Raw genomic sequence first — 17,735 nt, forward strand, 5'->3', positions numbered from 1 at the left:
CCCCCGTTCGGAAGGGTCGTTAGCTCAGTTGGTAGAGCAGTTGGCTTTTAACCAATTGGTCGTAGGTTCGAATCCTACACGACCCACCACACCGGACACTGGCTTGCTTGCAAGCTCGGGTCGTTAGCTCAGTTGGTAGAGCAGTTGGCTTTTAACCAATTGGTCGTAGGTTCGAATCCTACACGACCCACCAATTCAGACGCCCCGGTCTCCTCGAGATCGGGGCGTCTTCGTATTGGTGCCGAGGGGTATTGATGCCGAGGGGCTGGCCAGAGGTTTTCGGCCGGCGCTGGTCAATACACCGGCGATATGGTCTAGAATAGAGGGCGAGCCGGCAGGCGACAGACGCAGCCGAGCTCATTGGCGCATCTCGCCACGCGGAGCGCGTGGAAGAGATGCTCCCATCCTCTGCAGGGGGAGCCCCTGCCGGTCACAGTGGTAGACACGATGACGATCATGACTTCCCGTGCCGAGGTGCGTGAGCACCTGGCCCGCACCTATTGCCCCACCCGTATCCCCGCCCAGGATCAGGCGCGCATCGAGGAGATCAAGCGGCTTCTCGAGGCCAATAACGCCGTTCTGGTGGCCCATTACTACACCGATGATGCCATTCAGCAGCTGGCCGAGGAGACCGGGGGCTGCGTGGCCGACTCCCTGGAGATGGCTCGCTTCGGCGCCCGGCATCCGGCCGATACCCTGGTGGTGGCCGGTGTACGCTTCATGGGAGAGACCGCCAAGATCCTCTCCCCGGAGAAGCGAGTGCTGATGCCGACCCTGGAGGCGACCTGCTCGCTCGATCTGGGCTGTCCGGCCGATGAGTTCAGCGCCTTCTGCGACCAGCACCCCGACCGCACCGTGGTGGTCTACGCCAACACCTCGGCGGCGGTAAAGGCGCGTGCCGACTGGGTGGTGACCTCCTCCATCGCCGTGGAGGTGATCGAGCACCTCCAGGCCCGCGGCGAAAAGATCCTGTGGGCGCCGGACAAGCACCTGGGGGGCTATATCCAGAAGCAGACCGGTGCCGACATGCTGCTGTGGGACGGTGCCTGCATCGTCCACGAAGAGTTCAAGTCCAAGGGGGTCGAGGACCTCAAGGCGCTCTATCCGGAGGCCGCGGTGCTGGTGCACCCGGAGTCGCCGGCGGCGGTGGTGGAGCTGGCCGATGTGGCGGGCTCGACGTCCCGGCTGATCCAGGCGGCCAAGGAGCTGCCCAACGACAAGCTGATCGTGGCCACCGATCGTGGCATCTTCTTCAAGATGCAGCAGGCGGTGCCGGAAAAGACGCTGTTCGAGGCGCCTACGGCTGGCGATGGTGCCACTTGCAAGAGCTGTGCTCACTGCCCCTGGATGGCGATGAACGAGCTGGATAACCTGGCCGATGCCCTGCGTCATGGGCATGGTGAGATCCAGGTCGATACAGAGCTTCGCCATGCGGCGCTGAAGCCGCTGGAGCGGATGCTCAACTTCAAGCGCTAGGCTACCGAAACTTCTCGAGCGTTTCTCGGTAGCCGAGGAACGCCTCGTAACGCTGCTCGATACGCGCGGCCGCGGTAGCGTTGCCTTCCTGCTCGGCCACTCGGCGAGCCACGCCCAGCTGGCGGATGGCGTCGGTGATGCGTCCGGTAAGCTGCTGGTATTCGGCGCGGGCCAGGTGCCCCAGGGCCTCGCGGCCGCTGCGTCCCGCCGCCTCGGCGAGCAGTGCAAACACGCGATGGTCCTCGGGGTGCCGGTCTGCCAGGTCGCGCAGAAGGCGCCATGCCGCCTCGGGATCACGCTGGAGCTGGGCTTCGGCGAGGGTGAGGCTGGTCGGGACATGTCCCGGAACCAGGCGCAGCAGGCGCCGGCTGCGCTCGATGGCGTCATCGGTGCGTCCGGCGGCGAAGGCCGTTTCGGCCGCCGTGGCGGGGATCAGGGTGAGATCGGGCTGCTCGCGCGCCAGGGCGTCGAGCCGGCGCAGCGCCTCATTCGTATCGCCCCGTTCGGCGCTGATCAAGGCCGCCAGATAACGCTCCGCCTGCCGGGGGGCATCGCCCTGAATCAGCCGGGTCCTCGCCCGGTCGGGGTCTGTCCGGTGAATCGCCAGCAGTGCACGGGCGCGCACCAGGTGGTACTGCAGGCCATCTCGTTGCCCCTGCATCGAGAGCTTGGCGGCGCGTGATGCGGTATCACTGATGCGCGACTCGGTAAGCGGGTGGGTGAGCAGGAACTCGGGAGGGGTGCCGCCCTGCAGGCTGGTCAGCCGCTGCATGGCGCGAAACATCGAGACCATGGACTCGGGGTCGTAGCCCGCCTCCGCCATGACCTGCAACCCCAGGCGATCGGCCTCCTGCTCATAGCGGCGCGAGTAGCTCAGCTGATCCTGGATAAAGGCGGCCTGGGAGCCCATGGCGACGCCGATGCCTGCATCGCCCCCTCCGGCGGCGGCGATCAGCATGCCAGCCAGCATGGCGGCCATGGCGGGGACCTGGGTCTGCTCGGCGCGAGCCTGGCCGCGCGAGTAGTGGCGTTGGGCCAGGTGGCCGAGCTCATGGGCGAGCACCGAGACCAGCTCCGCCTCCTGGTCGGCGAAGGCGAACAGCCCGGCGTTGATGCCAACCACGCCGCCGGGTACCGCGAAGGCGTTGAGGCGATGGCTGTCGACCAGGGTCACGAGCAGCTCACTGGCGTCGACCCCGGCATGGGAGGCGAGTCGAGCGAGCAGCGCCTCGACATAGGCCTGGGCGATGGGGTCCTGCCATTCGGGGGCCCGAGCGCGAAACTGGCGCAGCCAGGCACGCCCCAGACGATACTCTTCGCTGCTGGCGGCCCGATGACCCGTGGCCGACAGGCTGGGCAGGTCGGCGCTGCTCTCCCAGGCGGGTTCGGTCCACTGGCCGACGGCAGGCAGTGCCAGGCACAGCCCCAGCAGCAGGGCAGCAGCACGAGGGAGGGGGCGTGACGGCATGGACGAGCTCTCCTTGGGGCGAGGCGGGCCCACACTCTGACATTGATTCGCCTCGCAAAGTGCCTTTAAATCCTAGGGCTTCCCGCCGCTGGCCAAGCCAGGTGGCGATATTCCGCATTCTTCAGGGAGTCTACATGTCTCTGCAACCCGACCAAGTACTCGATGTCTGCGGACTGCCTTGCCCGCTTCCCCTGCTCAAGGCCAAACAGGCGCTCTCCCGGCTCGAGGTTGGTCAGCTTCTCGAGGTGAAGGCCACCGATGCCGGCTCCTGGGGGGACTTTGCCACCTATATCGAACAGAGCCCTCACGAAATGCCGGCCAGGGAGGAGCGCGACAGCATCTATCACTACTGGATCCGCAAGGGCGAGGGGCGCGCTTCATGACCTTGCGTGCCGTGCTCAGGGGGTGGGTCGATCGCTACCTGTCCGACGAGGAGGCGGTGATCCTGCTGTTGGTCCTGGTGCTCGGCATCGCGGTGGTGGTCTTTCTGGGGCGCATGCTGGCCCCCTTTCTGACGGCGCTGGTGATCGCCTTCCTGCTTCAGGGAGCGGTGAGCTGGCTCGAGCGGCGACATGTCCCCCATCTGCTGGCCGTGATCCTGGTGTTCCTCTTCTTCCTGGGGCTGTTGCTGGCGCTGGCTCTTATCCTGATGCCGCTGATCTGGAACCAGCTGGTGGCGCTGGTGCAGGAGACCCCGCGGATGTTCGCCAGTGGCCAGCAGCTGCTCGATGATCTGCAGGAACGCTATCCACAGCTGGTCACTCCGGACCAGATCCAGAACTGGATCGCCGTGGCGGGCCGTGAGATGACCCAGTTCGGACAGCGGGCGCTTACCCTCTCCCTGGCTTCGCTGGGCAATGTTCTGGCGCTGATCATCTATCTGGTGCTGGTGCCGATCCTGGTGTTCTTCCTGCTCAAGGATCGTGAGCGTCTGGTGGACTTCATCCTGTCGCTGCTCCCTCGCAAGCGCACCCTGATGACCCGTATCTGGCATGAGATGGACAGCCAGATCGCCAACTATGTGCGTGGCAAGTTTATCGAGATCATGATCGTGGGGACGGCGGCATTCCTGACCTTTGCCTTCTTCGGGCTGCCGTATACCGCGCTGCTGGCGGTGCTGGTGGGGTTCTCGGTGCTGGTACCGTATATCGGCGCCGCGGTGGCGACGCTACCGGTGGCCGCCGTGGCGGGCTTCCACTTCGGCATGAGCGATCAGTTCCTCTATGTGCTGGTCGCCTATGGGGTGATTCAGGCGCTGGATGGCAATGTGCTGGTGCCGGTGCTGTTCTCCGAAGCGGTTAACCTGCATCCGGTATCGATCATCGTGGCGGTGCTGTTCTTCGGCGGCATCTGGGGATTCTGGGGCATCTTCTTCGCCATCCCGCTGGCGACCCTGATCAAGGCGCTGGTCTACGCCTGGCCCCGAGGGGTCAAGCGCCATCGCCAGAGCGAGGGCGGCGAGATGGTGGCGGGGGAGTGAGGCCGCCTCCGGCGGCCCCGCCGGCTGTTACTCGGGGTCGCCGGAGCCCTCGTTCAGGGACTGAGCCCTCTCCAGGACTTCCTGGGCGTGGCCCTTGACCTTGACCCCGCGCCACTCGTGGGCCAGCTTGCCCTCGCTGTCGATCAGGAAGGTGCTGCGCTCGATGCCAAGGTGCTCCTTGCCGTACATCTTCTTGAGCTTGATCACGTCGAACAGCCGGCAGAGTGCCTCCTCCTTGTCGGAGATAAGGGCGAAGTTGAACGCCTGCTTTGCCTTGAAGTTCTCCTGGGCCCGAATGCCGTCCCGGGAGGCGCCAAGCACCACGGTGTTGGCAGCCTCGAACTCCGCCTTGCGATCGCGGAAGTCGCCGCCTTCGGTGGTACAGCCAGGGGTGCTGGCCCTGGGGTAGAAAAAGATCACGACCTGGCGCCCCTTGAACTCGGACAGGGTAACGCTGGTGTCGCCGGTGGCGAGGGCTGTGAAGTCGGGTACCGGCTGGCCGATGCTGACACTCATGGGAGTCTCCTGGGTGAGTGGGTCACGAGGCGTCGATTACACGCAACCCCCGCCCGGCTGTCAAAGAGGGGGGGGGAATCTGGTCGCGTCGCTGTACAGGCCTGGGCCGCCTGAGTACCATTTGAGCCTTGGGGGCAGCGACCTGCCCCGTCTGGGCGCCGCTAGGGCCGGGGCGCCGAGCGGCAATCGAGCCGGCAGCAGTCGAACCGAGAGGATAGAGAGGATGGTCACGGGAAGCATCGTCGCCCTGGCGACGCCGATGAAGGTCAATGGCGATATCGATTGGGAGGCGCTGCGTCGCCTGGTGAACTTCCATCTCGACCATGGCACCGATGGCATCGTCGCCGCCGGTACCACCGGCGAGCCCACCACCATGTCATTTGCCGAGCACTTCGATGTGATTCGGACGGTGGTGGAGGAGGTTGACGGACGGATTCCGGTGATTGCCGGTACCGGCGCCAACGCCACCTCCGAGGCCGTGGAGTTGGCTCGCTATGCCAGCGAGGTAGGCGCCGACTACTGCCTGTCGGTCTGCCCCTACTACAACAAGCCGACCCAGGAGGGGCTCTATCGCCACTTCAAGGCGGTCGCCGAGGGTAGCGAGCTGCCGGTGATCCTCTACAATGTGCCCGGCCGCACCTGCTCCGACCTCTACAACGAGACCGTGCTGCGCCTCGCCGAGGTGGACAATATCATCGGGCTCAAGGACGCCACCGGTAACCTGGAGCGTGCCGAGGACCTGATCGGTCGCCTCGCGGGCAGTGGCTTCATGCTCTACTCGGGGGATGATGGCACCGCCTGTGACTTCATGCTGATGGGCGGTCATGGGGATATCTCGGTAACGGCCAACGTGGCGCCTCAGGCCATGCACGAGCTGTGTGCCGCCGCGGTCGCCGGTGATGCCGAGCGTGCGCATCAGCTCAATACGCGCCTGATGCCGCTGCATACCAATCTCGGCATCGAGGCCAACCCGATCCCGGTCAAGTGGTCACTCAATCGCATGGGGCTGATCGAGCCGGGCATCCGCCTGCCGCTCACCTGGCTGTCGGAGAAGTACCACTCCACCATCAGCGAAGCCCTGCAACTGGCCGGCCTGATCGACGACTGATCGCCGCCGCGCCGGCCCCTGGATAACTGGAAGCAAGGTAGACCCATGAACTCAGCGCTGAAATGGCTGCCACTGGCGATGCTCGTCGCCCTGGCCGGCTGTGCCCGTGATGATGGCTATTATCACGATCGTAATATCGACTATGCCGATGCCCGCCAGGCGGCGCCCCTGGTGCTGCCCGAGGGACGTGCCGCCGAGCGCTATCGTGACGCCATGCCGGTGCCCGAGACGGCCGCCGACTTTCGCGGCTCCGCGGGTGACTTCGAGGCACCGGCACCGCAACCGCTGGGTGCCGGTCGACTTCAGCGTGAGTTCGTCGAGTCCCGCCGAGTGGGCGACGACGCCTGGCTGGTGGTGGGAGCCGCCCCGGACAGCGTCTGGCCACAGCTGGAGAGCTTCGCGCGCAGCCGCGGCCTGGAGGTGGTCGCCAGCGATTCGAGTCGCGGGGTGGTCGAGACACGCCAGGGGCGCCTGAGCGTCCGCCAGGGGCTGCGTGCCGGTGACAGCGAGGTGCGTTGCGATCAAGCCGGGCGCCCGGAGAGTGCCTGCCTCGGTGCCCTGGAGCAGTATCTCGCTGCGCGCAGCGCCACGGCGTCGAAAACCGCCTCGCTGCAGGCCCAGCGCCTGGCCGGTGGGGAGCGTCTGCACCTCGTTCAACGGGGCGATGAGTGGGCGGTCGAGGTGCCGCTGGATATTGACCGCACCTGGGCCGAGCTCGACTACCAGCTCAAGCAGGAGTTCACCGTGGAGGAGCGTCGCGAGCTGCTGGAGGGCACTCCGACGGACTACTCCCATCGCATTCGCTACCTGCCGCTTTCCGAGCGCAGTGTCGGGTTCTGGAAAGGACTGGTGACCTCCGAGTCGCCGCGAGATATTCGCCTGGAGCTGGAGCGCGAGGGCCCCGACCGCACCCTGTTGCGGGCGGTGAATCTCAGCGAGCGCGGCTTCAGTGCCGAGGACCGGCGCGAGCTGCTGGAGCGAGTGGCGAGCCTGCTGCGCTGATGACGGAGGCCGGCAACACCATCGCGCGGCAAGGCGGGCGTCTGCACTTTGCATCGCTGGGCAGCGGCAGCAAGGGTAACGCGACCCTGGTAAGCGACGGCGAGACTCATCTGCTGGTGGACTGCGGTTTCACGCTGCGCGAAGCCGAGCGTCGCCTGGCCCGTCTGGGGCTGCACCCGCGGCAGCTCGATGCCCTGCTGGTGACCCATGAGCACGGTGACCATATTCGTGGGGTAGGCCCCCTGGCTCGTCGCTACGGGGTGCCGGTGTGGCTGACTCCGGGTACCTGGGGGAGTGGTCGGCTGGGTGAGCTGCCCGAACGCCACTGGATCACCCCCCAGGCGCGCTTCGCCGTGAAGGGACTCCATATCGACCCGGTGACCGTGCCGCATGATGCCCGCGAGCCGGTGCAGTTCCGTATTCAGGGCGGTGAGCGACACCTGGGGCTGCTCACCGATCTCGGACACCCCACCGAGCACGTCGCCCAGGCCTTTGCCGGCTGCGATGCCCTGGTGCTTGAGTGCAACCATGATGTCCGGATGCTTGCCGAGGGCCCCTATCCACCACGCCTCAAGCGGCGAGTGGGAGGTGACTGGGGGCATCTGGCCAATACCCAGGCGGCGACACTGCTGACCCGGCTCGGCCTCGACCGCCTGCAGCGAATCGCCTGTTCGCATCTATCTGAACACAACAATCGCCCCGAGCTGGCGCTGGAGGCTTTGACGCCACTGCTCGACGGTGACACATCGCGGTTGATGGTAGCCTGCCAGGACGATGGTCTGGCATGGCAAGCCATCGCCTGAGCTGCAACCTTCCAACTGACCAAGCCCTCCGGAGGCTTCCATGGAAAAGCGTCAAGAACTCTACGCCGGCAAGGCCAAGTCGGTCTTCACCACCGATGACCCGGATCGCGTAATACTGCAATTCCGCGATGACACCAGCGCCTTCGACGGCGAGCGCATGGAGTCGCTGGACCGCAAGGGGATGGTCAACAACCGCTTCAACGCCTTCATCATGGAGACGTTGTCCGCAGCGGGGGTGCCCACCCACTTCGAGAAGCGCCTCTCCGACACCGAAAGCCTGGTCAAGACGCTGGAGATGATTCCGGTCGAGTGCGTGGTGCGCAATATCGCCGCGGGCAGCCTGGTCAAGCGGCTGGGCGTGACCGAGGGGGAGGCGCTCTCGCCGCCCACCTTCGAGCTGTTTCTCAAGAATGATGCCCTGCACGACCCCATGATCAACGAGTCGTTGGCCGAAACCTTCGGCTGGGCGACCGCCGACCAGCTGGCCGAGATGAAGGCGCTGACCTTCAAGGTCAATGCGGTGCTCAAGCAGCTGTTTGCCGATGGCGGCCTGCTGCTGGTGGACTACAAGCTGGAGTTCGGCCTGTTCAAGGGGCAGCTTGTCCTGGGCGACGAGTTCTCCCCGGACGGTTGCCGTCTGTGGGACGCCGAGACGCGCGAGAAGCTCGACAAGGATCGCTTCCGCCAGGGTCTCGGTGGCGTGATCGAGGCCTACGAGGAGGTCGGGCGTCGAATCGGGGTCAGCTTCGACTGAGGCCGAGGCCTCAGGTTGGCATCACCAGGGGCCCTGCGGGGCCCCTGGTCGTTTATGCAGGCACGATCTCCAGCACTTCCAGGAGGCGAGTGCCGCGGGATGCCGCCACGACACGAAAGCGTATATCCAGCTCGCGCAGGCGAACGCCATAACGACGAGTCTCATCGTCGTCACGATAGGCCGGCCTAGGGTCCTGGCTCAGCACCTCCTCGATCAGTGAGCGCAGCGAGGCGGCATCATCACGTCCGGCAAGCGTCGCTTCGGCGGCCTGGGTGAAGCATACCGGGAGTCGGGGAGGGGCCTCGGGAGCGAAGCCGGCGCTGGCCTCGGGCCTGGCTTCTGCCCAGGGCAGGTAGGGCTTGATATCGAGCACAGGGGTGCCGTTCACCAGGTCGGCACCGGCGAGCCGTAGCCTGACGCCGGCCCGAGTGTCGACCTCGATCAGCTCGACCAGCGACAGGCCCAGGCGATTGGGTCGATGGGTGCTGCGGCTGGCGAAGACCCCGACCCGGCGATTGCCGCCGAGGCGTGGCGGTCGCACCAGTGGCGTCCAGCGTTCGGGACTCTGGTGAAAGAGAAAGGTGAGCCACAGGTGGCTGAAGGACTCCAGTCCCCTGACCGTCAGCGGGTCATCGTAGGGGGGGAGTAGCCGGAGGAGGGCACGAGCCGAGGGGGCCAGGCCGGGCTGGCGGGGCACGCCGAACTTGTCGGGGAAGTCGCTCTCGATCAGGCCGATGGGCGACAGGGTGATGGCCGGGGGGGAGGAGTGAACGCTCATGGGGGCATTATGCCTGGCCCCGCTCAGGCCGGCGACCGCGGTTGGCCTGTCGGCGTGGGGTTGTGTAGTCTCTCGGCATTCATCAATGTTGCGAGACATCCCATGGATGAGAGTGCTGCAATGCCGAAGAGGGAGGCCCCGCGCTGCCCCGCACCGCGAATACGCTACCGCGAGGCCCTGGCGCGAGACGCCGGCGACCAGGCCGAGGTCTTTCATCATGCGGTGATGCAGGGGGCCTCTGCACACTACACCAGGCCCCAGCGTGACGCCTGGGTCTCGGCGCTGCCGCGAGATGCGAGTGCCTGGGCGGCGCGACAGGCTCTCTATACCACTCTAGTGGCGGAGTGTGATGGCCGCTGCGTCGGTTTTCTCGAGCTGGAGCCCCACGCCGGACGCATCGTGACGCTCTATGTATGGCCTTCGCTGGCGCGTCGCGGCATCGGTTCGACGCTCTTGATTCACGCCGAGCGACTGCTGATCGAGCGCGGGGTGTCCCGTGCCAGCATCGAGGCGAGCCTGATGCTGGCCATGGGGCTGGAGCGGCGCGGCTGGCGCGACCTTGGCCATGAGTATGTGGAGCGCAACGGCGAGCGGCTGTCTCGCCATCGGCTGGAGAAGTCGCTGGTCGCGCTGCAGACCTAGTCTTCCAGGCGCATGGAGAGGTCGATCGCCTTGACATCCTTGGTCAGGGCGCCGCTGGAGATGCAGTCGACCCCGGTGTCGGCGATGGCGCGCAGCGTGCTCCTGTCGACGTTGCCGGAGGCCTCCAGGGTCGCCTTGCCGGCGTTGCGGCGTACGGCCTCCCGCAGCTCGTCGAGGCCGAAATTGTCGAGCATGATGATGTCGGCATCGGCCGCCAGGGCCTGGTCAAGCTCGTCGAGGCTCTCCACCTCCACCTCTACCGGCAGGTCGCTCGCGATGCGGCGGGCCTCGCTCACCGCCGCCTCGATACCACCACAGGCGGCGATATGGTTCTCCTTGATCAGGAAGGCATCCCATAGCCCGATGCGATGGTTGTGCCCTCCACCGCAGGCCACCGCATACTTCTGCGCCAGACGCAGGCCCGGTAGGGTCTTGCGGGTGTCGAGCAGGCGCACGCCGGTGTCGGCGATCAGGTCGACATAGTGGCGGGTGTGAGTGGCGGTAGCCGATAGCGTCTGCAACAGGTTGAGCGCCGCGCGCTCGCCGGTCAGCAGGCTGCGCGTCGCCCCCTCCAGCTCGAGGAAGCACTGGCCGGCCGTCAGGGTGTCTCCGTCGGCGGCCAGCCAGCGCAGGGTCACCGTGGCATCTAGGCGGCGGAACAGCTCATCGACCCAGGCCACCCCGCACAGCACGCAGTCATCGCGGGTGATGACGCGAGCCCTGGCGAACTGCTCGGCAGGAATCAGTCGGGCGGTGATATCGCCCGGGCCAACGTCCTCGGCCAGCAGGCGGGCGGCGGCATCGCGAATCTCTTCGACGAGCTTGTTGTGGTAGGGCTGGGTGTCCTGAAAGTCCATGCGGGTCACTCGTGGGGTTGGTGCCGGCGTGGGGTGGCCGGAGTGGTCAAGGAGGTCCATTATAGGGAATCCCTACCGGTGACGTCAGGGGAGAGACGCATGGCGATTGAACAGGGCTGGCTTGCCGGGGCGCGGCGAGTACCGTCCCCCAACTGTGACGAGCGACCGCACGGTGAGGTGTCGCTGCTGCTGCTGCACTCCATCAGCCTGCCACCGGGTGAATATGGTGGAGCGCATATCGAGAATCTGTTCACCAACCGGCTGGACCCCGAGGCCCACCCCTTCTTCGCCTCCCTTCAGGGCCTGCGTGTCTCGGCTCACCTGCTGATCCGCCGCAATGGCGAGTGTGTGCAGTTCGTGCCTTTCCAGCGCCGGGCCTGGCACGCCGGGCGCTCCCGCTGGCGCGATGGCGAGCGTTGGCGTACCGCCCTCAACGACTTTGCCATCGGCATCGAGCTGGAGGGCAACGAGGTCTCCGCCTATACCGGCGCCCAATATGAGCGACTGGTGGAGGTGACTCTCGACCTTGTCGCCGCCTACCCCGAGCTTGAGGCATCGCGCGTGGCCGGCCATGCGCAGGTGGCTCCGGTGCGCAAGAGTGACCCCGGACCCGCCTTCGACTGGGCCTACTTTCGTCAGCGACTGGATGAGTGCACGCAGCCGGGTGAGTCATCTACCGGGTGTGATGGTCAGGGCGCTCGCTTGCTTCATACGGTAGTTTAATTACATCTCCTTGACTTTCGTCGAATTTCTGCCCTGTTGGAGTGATAACTCTTTGTGTTGCGGTGCAGTATCAAATGTTTGGAAATCAATTCCATGCAAGGTTGCTTTGGCAGGTGGCGAGGTTTACTGTATCTTTCGCGAAGAAACGGCGGTTTTTTTGCGTCGTGACGTAATAAAATTACACAAAATCCCGGGGTGTAATGCCTCTCTGGCAGCAGAACGCCCTGCTTTCCGCGCAGCAGCGGGCATGCAACATCCATCGTCATTCGGAGAGACGTCTATGAGTCTGGAGGCAAGAGAGGATCTCGACCCGGTCGAGACCGCAGAGTGGTTGGAAGCCCTCGAATCAGTCCTGGAGTACGAGGGCGAGGAGCGTGCCCGGCATCTGCTGACCCGCCTGGCCGACCGCCTGCGCCGTGACGGTACCCAGCCCCCTTTCTCGGCAACTACGCCCCATCGCAACACGATTCCCGTGCATCGCGAGGCACCGATGCCGGGGGATCTCTTCATGGAGCGCAAGATCCGCTCGATGATCCGCTGGAACATGGCGGCGATGGTTACCCGGGCGAACCGCAAGCACAAGGGCATCGGTGGCCACCTGGCCAGCTACATGTCCAGCGCGACTCTCTATGAAGTGGGGTTCAACCACTTCTTCCGCGCTGCCAACGGCGATTTCAAGGGTGACCTGGTCTTCATTCAGGGCCACAGCTCCCCGGGTATCTATGCCCGTGCCTTCCTCGAAGGCCGCCTCACCGAGGAGCAGATGGATCGCTATCGCCAGGAGGTTGACGGCAATGGCCTCTCCTCCTACCCGCACCCCTGGCTGATGCCCGACTTCTGGCAGCTGCCCACCGTTTCCATGGGCCTGGGCCCGATCATGGCCATCTATCAGGCCCACGTGATGAAATACCTGGATCAGCGTGGCCTGCAACCGATGCAGGATCGCAAGATCTGGTGCTTCCTGGGTGATGGCGAGTGCGACGAGCCGGAGTCCCTGGGGGCGATCCACCTGGCCAGCCGTGAAAAGCTCGATAACCTGATCTTCGTGGTCAACTGCAACCTGCAGCGTCTCGATGGTCCGGTACGGGGTAACTCGCGGATCATGGATGAGCTCGAGGGCGTGTTCCGGGGGGCTGGATGGAACGTGCTCAAGGTGGTCTGGGGGCGCCTGTGGGATCCGCTCTTCGAGAAGGACAAGAAGGGTGTGTTGCAGAAGGTCATGGATGAGACCGTCGACGGCGAATACCAGAACTGCAAGGCCATGGGGGGCGGCTATACCCGGGAGCACTTCTTCGGCAAGTACCCCGAGACCGCCGAGATGGTCGAGGGGATGTCCGATGACGACATCTGGAAGCTCAACCGTGGTGGCCATGACCCGTTCAAGGTCTATGCGGCCTACCATGAAGCGGTGAACAACGCCAAGGGGCGCCCCACCGTGGTGCTGGCGCATACCGTCAAGGGGTACGGCCTGGGGGCCGATGGCGGCGAGGCGGACAACGAGGCGCACCAGGTCAAGTCCATCGACGACCCCGAGGTGCTCAAGCGCTTCCGCGATCGCTTCGGCATTCCCGTCTCCGACGAAGCGATCGAGCACGAGATCCCCTATTACAAGCCGGCCGACGACACCCCGGAGATGAAGTACATGCATCTCCAGCGTGAGCGCCTCGGCGGCTACCTGCCGGCGCGCCAGTACGACTTCGAGCCACTCGATATCCCCGGCCTGGACGACAAGATCTTCGCCAGCCAGCTGGGCGGCTCGAAGGGGCGCGAGGTCTCTACCACCATGACCTTCGTGCGGATTCTCAATGGTCTGGTGAAGCACAAGTCGTTCGGCAAGCAGGTGGTGCCGATCGTGCCCGACGAGGCCCGCACCTTCGGCATGGAGGGCATGTTCCGTCAGCTGGGTATCTACAGCCCCGGCGGTCAGAAGTATGAGCCCATGGACAAGGGCCAGCTGATGTTCTATCGCGAGGACAAGGCCGGTCAGGTCCTCGAGGAGGGCATCAACGAGGCGGGCGCCATGTCCTCGTGGATCGCCGCGGCAACTTCCTACGCCAACAATGGCCTGCCGCTGTTGCCGTTCTATATCTACTACTCGATGTTCGGTTTCCAGCGTATCGGGGACCTGGCCTGGGCCGCCGGCGACATGCAGGCACGCGGCTTCATGGTGGGGGGAACCGCCGGGCGCACCACGCTCAATGGCGAGGGGCTGCAGCACCAGGATGGCCACAGCCACCTGCAGGCGGCGATGATCCCCAACTGCCGCAGCTACGACCCGACCTATGCCCATGAGCTGGCGGTCATCGTGCAGGATGGCCTGAAGCGCATGTTCGTCGACAAGGAGAACTGCTTCTACTACCTGACGGTGATGAACGAGAACTACGAGCACCCCGAAATGGAGGAGGTGCCCGCCGAGGACATCATCAAGGGCATGTACCTGCTGCGCGAGACCCAGGGGGACAAGGCCAGGGTCCAGCTGATGGGCTCCGGCACCATCATGCGCGAGGTGGAGGCCGCCGCCGAGCTGCTGCGCGACGACTGGGGCGTGGGTGCCGATATCTGGAGTGTGCCCAGCTTCAACGAACTGCGCCGCGAGGCGCTGGCACTGGACCGCCAGGCCTTCCTCGACCCCGAAGCGGAGCCGGCCAAGCCCCATGTGACGCGCTGTCTCGAGGGTCGTCAGGGGCCGGCCATCGCCTCTACCGACTACATGCGCCTGTTCGCCGATCAGGTGCGTGCCTGGGTGCCCACCGACTTCCATGTGCTGGGTACCGATGGCTTCGGGCGTTCGGACACTCGGGAGAAGCTCCGCGAGTTCTTCGAGGTTGACCGTCACTTCGTGGTGGTGGCGGCGCTCAAGGCGCTGGCCGAGCGCGGCGAGCTCGATCGCAAGGTGATCGGCGAGGCGCTGAGCAAGTACAACATCGATCCGGCCAAGCCGAATCCGCTGACCGACTGATCCGGTGGGGCGGGCGGATGCCCGCCCCTTCCAGGCACGATTTGGAAGGAGCGCGACCTTGAGTAGCGAAATCATCAAAGTACCGGACATCGGCGGCGATACCGATGTGGAGATCATCGAGATCGCGGTGTCGGAAGGCGACGTCATCGAGGCCGAAGACACCCTGATCACCCTGGAGTCCGACAAGGCCAGCATGGATGTGCCGTCGCCCAAGGGCGGCAAGGTGGCCAAGGTGCTGGTCAAGGAGGGCGATACCGTCTCCGAGGGGGACGCTATTGTCGAGCTGGAGCTCGAGGGTGGCGGCGAGACGGAGTCGGCCGCCGAGAGCGAGAAGCAGAGCGACCAAGCGCCCGACGAGAGCGACCAGGCGCCCGAGAAGGAGGCTGCCGCCGAGAAGCCGTCGGCCAGCGGCGGTGGCAAGCGCACCGTGGACATCACCGTGCCCGATCTGGGAGGTGACAGCGACGTCGAGGTGATCGATGTCGCCGTGGCCGAGGGCGACGAGATCGACCTGGAGGCACCGCTGATCACCCTGGAGTCCGATAAGGCCTCCATGGATGTGCCCAGCCCGCACCAGGGCAAGGTGGTGACCCTGACCGTCAAGGAGGGGGATACCGTCTCGGAAGGCGATGTCATCGGCACCATGGAGATCGCCGGCGAGGAGGGCGATGAGGCAGCGGACGCCCCGGGGGATGCCACCTCGACGGCCGCGGCTAGCGAGACTGACGATGAGCCGGAGGAGTCGGAAGAGCCGGAAGAGCCGGCCTCCTCGGGAGAGCCCGAACGTCAGGAGGTCCGCGTTCCGGATCTGGGCGGCGCCAGCGACGTGCCAATCATCGAGGTGGCCGTGGCCGCCGGTGATGAGGTGGAGGAAGAGACGCCACTGATCACCCTGGAGTCCGACAAGGCCTCCATGGATGTGCCGAGCCCGTTCAAGGGCAAGCTGGTGGAGCTCGTGGTCAAGGAGGGCGACAGTGTCTCCGAGGGCGACCTGATCGGCTATATCGAGACGGCTGCCGCCAAGCCCGCGGCCAGCCAGGCGTCCAAGAAGCGCCCCGAGCCCTCTCGGAGCGAGTCGCCCAAGGCCGAGAAGCCCGCGACGACGGCGCCAGGCACGCCGAGCCCGGAAGCCGAGATGGCGGCTCACCAGCCCCGCGATGGCAAGCTGGTACACGCCGGTCCCGCGGTGCGCATGCTGGCCCGCGAGCTGGGCGTCGACCTCGCCTTGGTCAAGCCCAGTGGGCCCAAGAGCCGGGTTCTCAAGGAGGATGTCCACGCCTACGTCAAGCAGGTGATGGCCAACCAGGGCAAGGCCGAGGCAGGCAGCGCCGCCCAGGCGGCTGGCTCGGGCATTCCGCCGATTCCCGATCAGGACTTCAGCCAGTTCGGCGAGGTGGAAGAGAAGCCCATGGGGCGCCTGATGAAGATGGGTGCCACCAACCTCCACCGCAGCTGGGTCAATCTGCCCCACGTCACCCAGTTCGACGAGGCGGATATCACCGAGCTGGAGGCCTTCCGCAAGTCGATGAAGGCCGAGGCGGAGGCCCAGGGGGCCAAGCTCACGCCGCTGCCCTTCCTGATCAAGGCGTGCGCCTTCGCGCTGCGCCAGTACCCCCAGTTCAACGTCAGCCTGAAGAGCGACGGCGAGACCCTGGTGCACAAGAAGTACGTGCATATCGGCATCGCCGTGGACACGCCCGATGGCCTGATGGTGCCGGTGATTCGCGATGCCGACCAGAAGTCGCTGATCGACCTGGCCAAGGAGTCGGTGGAGCTGGCGGGAAAGGCGCAGTCGAAGAAGCTCAAGCGCGAGGAGATGACCGGTGGCTGCTTCACCATCTCCAGCCTGGGTTCCATCGGCGGCACCGCCTTTACCCCCATCGTCAACGCGCCGGAGGTGGCTATCCTTGGAGTCTCCAAGGCGTCGATGAAGCCGGTATGGGATGGCGCAAGCTTCCAGCCGCGACTGATGATGCCGCTGAGCCTCTCCTATGACCACCGGGCCGTCAACGGTGCCGATGCGGCGCGCTTTACCGCACTGCTGGGGCAGCTGCTGACCGATATCCGTCGGCTACTGCTGTAGGGCGGGGCTCCCACCCGCCACACGACGGCGCCTGCGGGCGCCGTCGTCATTTCCGGCCTCTGCAGGAATGCCAAGACCAAAGTGCAATTCGAGCCGATACCCTTGAAACAAAAGGCGCTTTCCAGTCGCGGAGGGAGTTCGGCAATGTCCGACGCTTGTGCTGACCGTGGGCCGCGGTTATCGTTCCTCCCCCCACTATTTCTTCAAATCTGACAACCACTTGAACACGAGGACACTAACATGCGTTTGATCCTGTTGGGCGCCCCCGGTGCCGGCAAGGGCACCCAGGCCCAGTTCATCTGCGAACGCTTCAAGATTCCGCAGATCTCGACCGGTGACATGCTGCGTACCGCCGTCAAGGAGGGCAGCGAGCTGGGCATCAAGGTCAAGGAGATCATGAACAGCGGCGGTCTGGTATCCGACGATATCATCATCGCCCTGGTCAAGGAGCGCATCGCTCAGCCGGACTGCGCCAACGGCTTTTTGTTCGACGGCTTCCCGCGCACCATCCCCCAGGCCGACGCCATGAAGGAGGCCCGGGTGAAGCTCGATCACGTGCTCGAGATCGCCGTGGATGACGAGGAGATCGTCAGCCGCATGGCCGGTCGTCGTGTGCACCCGGGCTCGGGGCGCGTCTACCATGTCGACCATAACCCGCCCAGGGAAGAGGGCAAGGATGACGTGACCGGCGAGGCGCTCATCCAGCGTGAGGATGACCGCGAGTCTACTGTACGCAACCGTCTGGCGGTCTACCATGAGCAGACCGCGCCGCTGGTCGACTACTACCAGGCCTGGGCCGAGCAGGATCCCGAGAGCGCGCCGACCTACCATCGGGTGGAGGGCGTCGGCAGCGTCGACGAGATCAAGGCGCAGGTGATCAAGGCACTCGAGGGCTGAACCTCGAGGGGGAAAACAGAAAGCCCTTCGGTGGTAGCGGGGCGTCGGGGAAAGGTCTGGAGGGGGTCCTACGCCAGGGAAGGCGTCGGTAGCGCCCAGGGAGGGGTTCACAGCGCCCCCGAACAGACCTTTCGCCGGAACAGCCCCGCGCCCGCGTTTTCTGGCCGGACCTGGCAGCCAAGATGGCCC

At 65.3% G+C, this 17,735-nt stretch carries 16 protein-coding genes and 2 tRNA genes; 14 read left to right on the forward strand and 4 right to left on the reverse strand.

Annotated elements, in window-relative coordinates:
* Nucleotides 1-13 precede the first annotated feature (13 nt).
* The 3 genes from IOC61_RS11520 to nadA all read left to right on the forward strand — a co-directional run bounded on the left by IOC61_RS11520 (nt 14) and on the right by nadA (nt 1,476).
* A tRNA-Lys gene (locus IOC61_RS11520) sits at nt 14-89 on the forward strand.
* Nucleotides 90-117: 28 nt separating this feature from the next.
* Nucleotides 118-193: transfer RNA gene (locus IOC61_RS11525), tRNA-Lys, on the forward strand.
* 254 nt (nt 194-447) lie between these two features.
* On the forward strand, nt 448-1,476 hold the full coding sequence (nadA, locus tag IOC61_RS11530) for a quinolinate synthase NadA (protein ID WP_195688954.1): 1,029 nt from the start codon (nt 448-450) through the stop codon (nt 1,474-1,476).
* Between the two features lies 1 nt (nt 1,477).
* Here nadA and IOC61_RS11535 read toward each other — a convergent pair whose 3' ends face one another.
* Complete coding sequence (locus IOC61_RS11535) at nt 1,478-2,944, reverse strand: M48 family metalloprotease (RefSeq protein WP_195688955.1); 1,467 nt, start codon at nt 2,942-2,944, stop codon at nt 1,478-1,480.
* 134 nt (nt 2,945-3,078) lie between these two features.
* Between IOC61_RS11535 and IOC61_RS11540 the strand changes: the two genes are divergently transcribed.
* Together IOC61_RS11540 and IOC61_RS11545 are read left to right on the forward strand one after the other, a co-directional pair.
* Nucleotides 3,079-3,327, forward strand: coding sequence for a sulfurtransferase TusA family protein (locus tag IOC61_RS11540; protein ID WP_195688956.1), 249 nt, complete (start codon nt 3,079-3,081; stop codon nt 3,325-3,327).
* Nucleotides 3,324-4,424, forward strand: a complete 1,101-nt coding sequence (locus IOC61_RS11545) for an AI-2E family transporter (protein WP_195688957.1) — start codon at nt 3,324-3,326, stop codon at nt 4,422-4,424. Before IOC61_RS11540 ends, IOC61_RS11545 begins: the two co-directional genes overlap by 4 nt.
* 27 nt (nt 4,425-4,451) lie before the next feature.
* On the opposite strand, the gene IOC61_RS11550 is transcribed toward IOC61_RS11545, so the two are convergent.
* Nucleotides 4,452-4,940: a peroxiredoxin gene (locus IOC61_RS11550; RefSeq protein ID WP_195688958.1), complete on the reverse strand. Its 489-nt coding sequence runs from the start codon at nt 4,938-4,940 to the stop codon at nt 4,452-4,454.
* A gap of 223 nt (nt 4,941-5,163) precedes the next feature.
* Between IOC61_RS11550 and dapA the strand changes: the two genes are divergently transcribed.
* Genes dapA through purC form a run of 4 tightly spaced genes read left to right on the forward strand, consistent with a single transcriptional unit; the run spans nt 5,164 to nt 8,607 of the window.
* Nucleotides 5,164-6,048 (forward strand): 4-hydroxy-tetrahydrodipicolinate synthase, encoded by an 885-nt coding sequence (dapA, locus tag IOC61_RS11555; protein ID WP_195688959.1) that lies wholly within the window; start codon nt 5,164-5,166, stop codon nt 6,046-6,048.
* A 45-nt stretch (nt 6,049-6,093) separates the two neighbouring features.
* The gene (locus IOC61_RS11560; protein WP_195688960.1) at nt 6,094-7,050 is read left to right on the forward strand and encodes a lipoprotein, NlpB; all 957 of its coding nucleotides are present in this window, start codon (nt 6,094-6,096) and stop codon (nt 7,048-7,050) included.
* Nucleotides 7,050-7,853, forward strand: a complete 804-nt coding sequence (locus IOC61_RS11565; RefSeq protein WP_195688961.1) for an MBL fold metallo-hydrolase — start codon at nt 7,050-7,052, stop codon at nt 7,851-7,853. The genes IOC61_RS11560 and IOC61_RS11565 overlap by 1 nt, the downstream gene beginning before the upstream one ends.
* Nucleotides 7,854-7,893: 40 nt before the next feature.
* Nucleotides 7,894-8,607: a phosphoribosylaminoimidazolesuccinocarboxamide synthase gene (purC, locus tag IOC61_RS11570; RefSeq protein WP_195688962.1), complete on the forward strand. Its 714-nt coding sequence runs from the start codon at nt 7,894-7,896 to the stop codon at nt 8,605-8,607.
* Between the two features lie 52 nt (nt 8,608-8,659).
* Here purC and tsaA read toward each other — a convergent pair whose 3' ends face one another.
* A complete protein-coding gene (gene tsaA / locus IOC61_RS11575) occupies nt 8,660-9,385 on the reverse strand; it encodes a tRNA (N6-threonylcarbamoyladenosine(37)-N6)-methyltransferase TrmO (protein WP_195688963.1) in 726 nt (241 codons plus the stop codon).
* Between the two features lie 120 nt (nt 9,386-9,505).
* Between tsaA and IOC61_RS11580 the strand changes: the two genes are divergently transcribed.
* Nucleotides 9,506-10,027, forward strand: a complete 522-nt coding sequence (locus tag IOC61_RS11580) for a GNAT family N-acetyltransferase (protein WP_195688964.1) — start codon at nt 9,506-9,508, stop codon at nt 10,025-10,027.
* Here the strand turns inward: IOC61_RS11580 and nadC are convergent.
* Nucleotides 10,024-10,884 (reverse strand): carboxylating nicotinate-nucleotide diphosphorylase, encoded by an 861-nt coding sequence (nadC, locus tag IOC61_RS11585; protein WP_195689132.1) that lies wholly within the window; start codon nt 10,882-10,884, stop codon nt 10,024-10,026. The two genes, IOC61_RS11580 and nadC, sit on opposite strands and share 4 nt — an antisense overlap.
* Nucleotides 10,885-10,983: 99 nt before the next feature.
* Between nadC and ampD the strand changes: the two genes are divergently transcribed.
* From ampD to adk, 4 genes are all read left to right on the forward strand, one after another.
* Nucleotides 10,984-11,607 carry a 1,6-anhydro-N-acetylmuramyl-L-alanine amidase AmpD gene (gene ampD, locus IOC61_RS11590; RefSeq protein ID WP_195688965.1) on the forward strand — a complete coding sequence of 208 codons (624 nt, stop codon included), beginning with the start codon at nt 10,984-10,986 and terminating at the stop codon, nt 11,605-11,607.
* A gap of 280 nt (nt 11,608-11,887) precedes the next feature.
* Nucleotides 11,888-14,566 carry a pyruvate dehydrogenase (acetyl-transferring), homodimeric type gene (gene aceE / locus IOC61_RS11595; RefSeq protein WP_195688966.1) on the forward strand — a complete coding sequence of 893 codons (2,679 nt, stop codon included), beginning with the start codon at nt 11,888-11,890 and terminating at the stop codon, nt 14,564-14,566.
* A 58-nt stretch (nt 14,567-14,624) separates the two neighbouring features.
* Nucleotides 14,625-16,649, forward strand: a complete 2,025-nt coding sequence (gene aceF / locus IOC61_RS11600) for a pyruvate dehydrogenase complex dihydrolipoyllysine-residue acetyltransferase (protein WP_195688967.1) — start codon at nt 14,625-14,627, stop codon at nt 16,647-16,649.
* Between the two features lie 240 nt (nt 16,650-16,889).
* Nucleotides 16,890-17,546 carry an adenylate kinase gene (adk, locus tag IOC61_RS11605; protein WP_195688968.1) on the forward strand — a complete coding sequence of 219 codons (657 nt, stop codon included), beginning with the start codon at nt 16,890-16,892 and terminating at the stop codon, nt 17,544-17,546.
* The last annotated feature ends 189 nt before the right edge of the window (nt 17,547-17,735 follow it).

Source organism: Halomonas sp. KAO (assembly GCF_015595025.1).
In the GTDB taxonomy this organism is placed as follows: domain Bacteria; phylum Pseudomonadota; class Gammaproteobacteria; order Pseudomonadales; family Halomonadaceae; genus Halomonas.

Coding starts and splice junctions, on each gene's coding strand:
- nadA (WP_195688954.1), top strand. CDS start 448: ATGACGATCATGACTTCCCGTGCCGAGGTGCGTGAGCACCTGGCCCGC.
- IOC61_RS11535 (WP_195688955.1), bottom strand. CDS start 2,944: ATGCCGTCACGCCCCCTCCCTCGTGCTGCTGCCCTGCTGCTGGGGCTG.
- IOC61_RS11540 (WP_195688956.1), top strand. CDS start 3,079: ATGTCTCTGCAACCCGACCAAGTACTCGATGTCTGCGGACTGCCTTGC.
- IOC61_RS11545 (WP_195688957.1), top strand. CDS start 3,324: ATGACCTTGCGTGCCGTGCTCAGGGGGTGGGTCGATCGCTACCTGTCC.
- IOC61_RS11550 (WP_195688958.1), bottom strand. CDS start 4,940: ATGAGTGTCAGCATCGGCCAGCCGGTACCCGACTTCACAGCCCTCGCC.
- dapA (WP_195688959.1), top strand. CDS start 5,164: ATGGTCACGGGAAGCATCGTCGCCCTGGCGACGCCGATGAAGGTCAAT.
- IOC61_RS11560 (WP_195688960.1), top strand. CDS start 6,094: ATGAACTCAGCGCTGAAATGGCTGCCACTGGCGATGCTCGTCGCCCTG.
- IOC61_RS11565 (WP_195688961.1), top strand. CDS start 7,050: ATGACGGAGGCCGGCAACACCATCGCGCGGCAAGGCGGGCGTCTGCAC.
- purC (WP_195688962.1), top strand. CDS start 7,894: ATGGAAAAGCGTCAAGAACTCTACGCCGGCAAGGCCAAGTCGGTCTTC.
- tsaA (WP_195688963.1), bottom strand. CDS start 9,385: ATGAGCGTTCACTCCTCCCCCCCGGCCATCACCCTGTCGCCCATCGGC.
- IOC61_RS11580 (WP_195688964.1), top strand. CDS start 9,506: ATGCCGAAGAGGGAGGCCCCGCGCTGCCCCGCACCGCGAATACGCTAC.
- nadC (WP_195689132.1), bottom strand. CDS start 10,884: ATGGACTTTCAGGACACCCAGCCCTACCACAACAAGCTCGTCGAAGAG.
- ampD (WP_195688965.1), top strand. CDS start 10,984: ATGGCGATTGAACAGGGCTGGCTTGCCGGGGCGCGGCGAGTACCGTCC.
- aceE (WP_195688966.1), top strand. CDS start 11,888: ATGAGTCTGGAGGCAAGAGAGGATCTCGACCCGGTCGAGACCGCAGAG.
- adk (WP_195688968.1), top strand. CDS start 16,890: ATGCGTTTGATCCTGTTGGGCGCCCCCGGTGCCGGCAAGGGCACCCAG.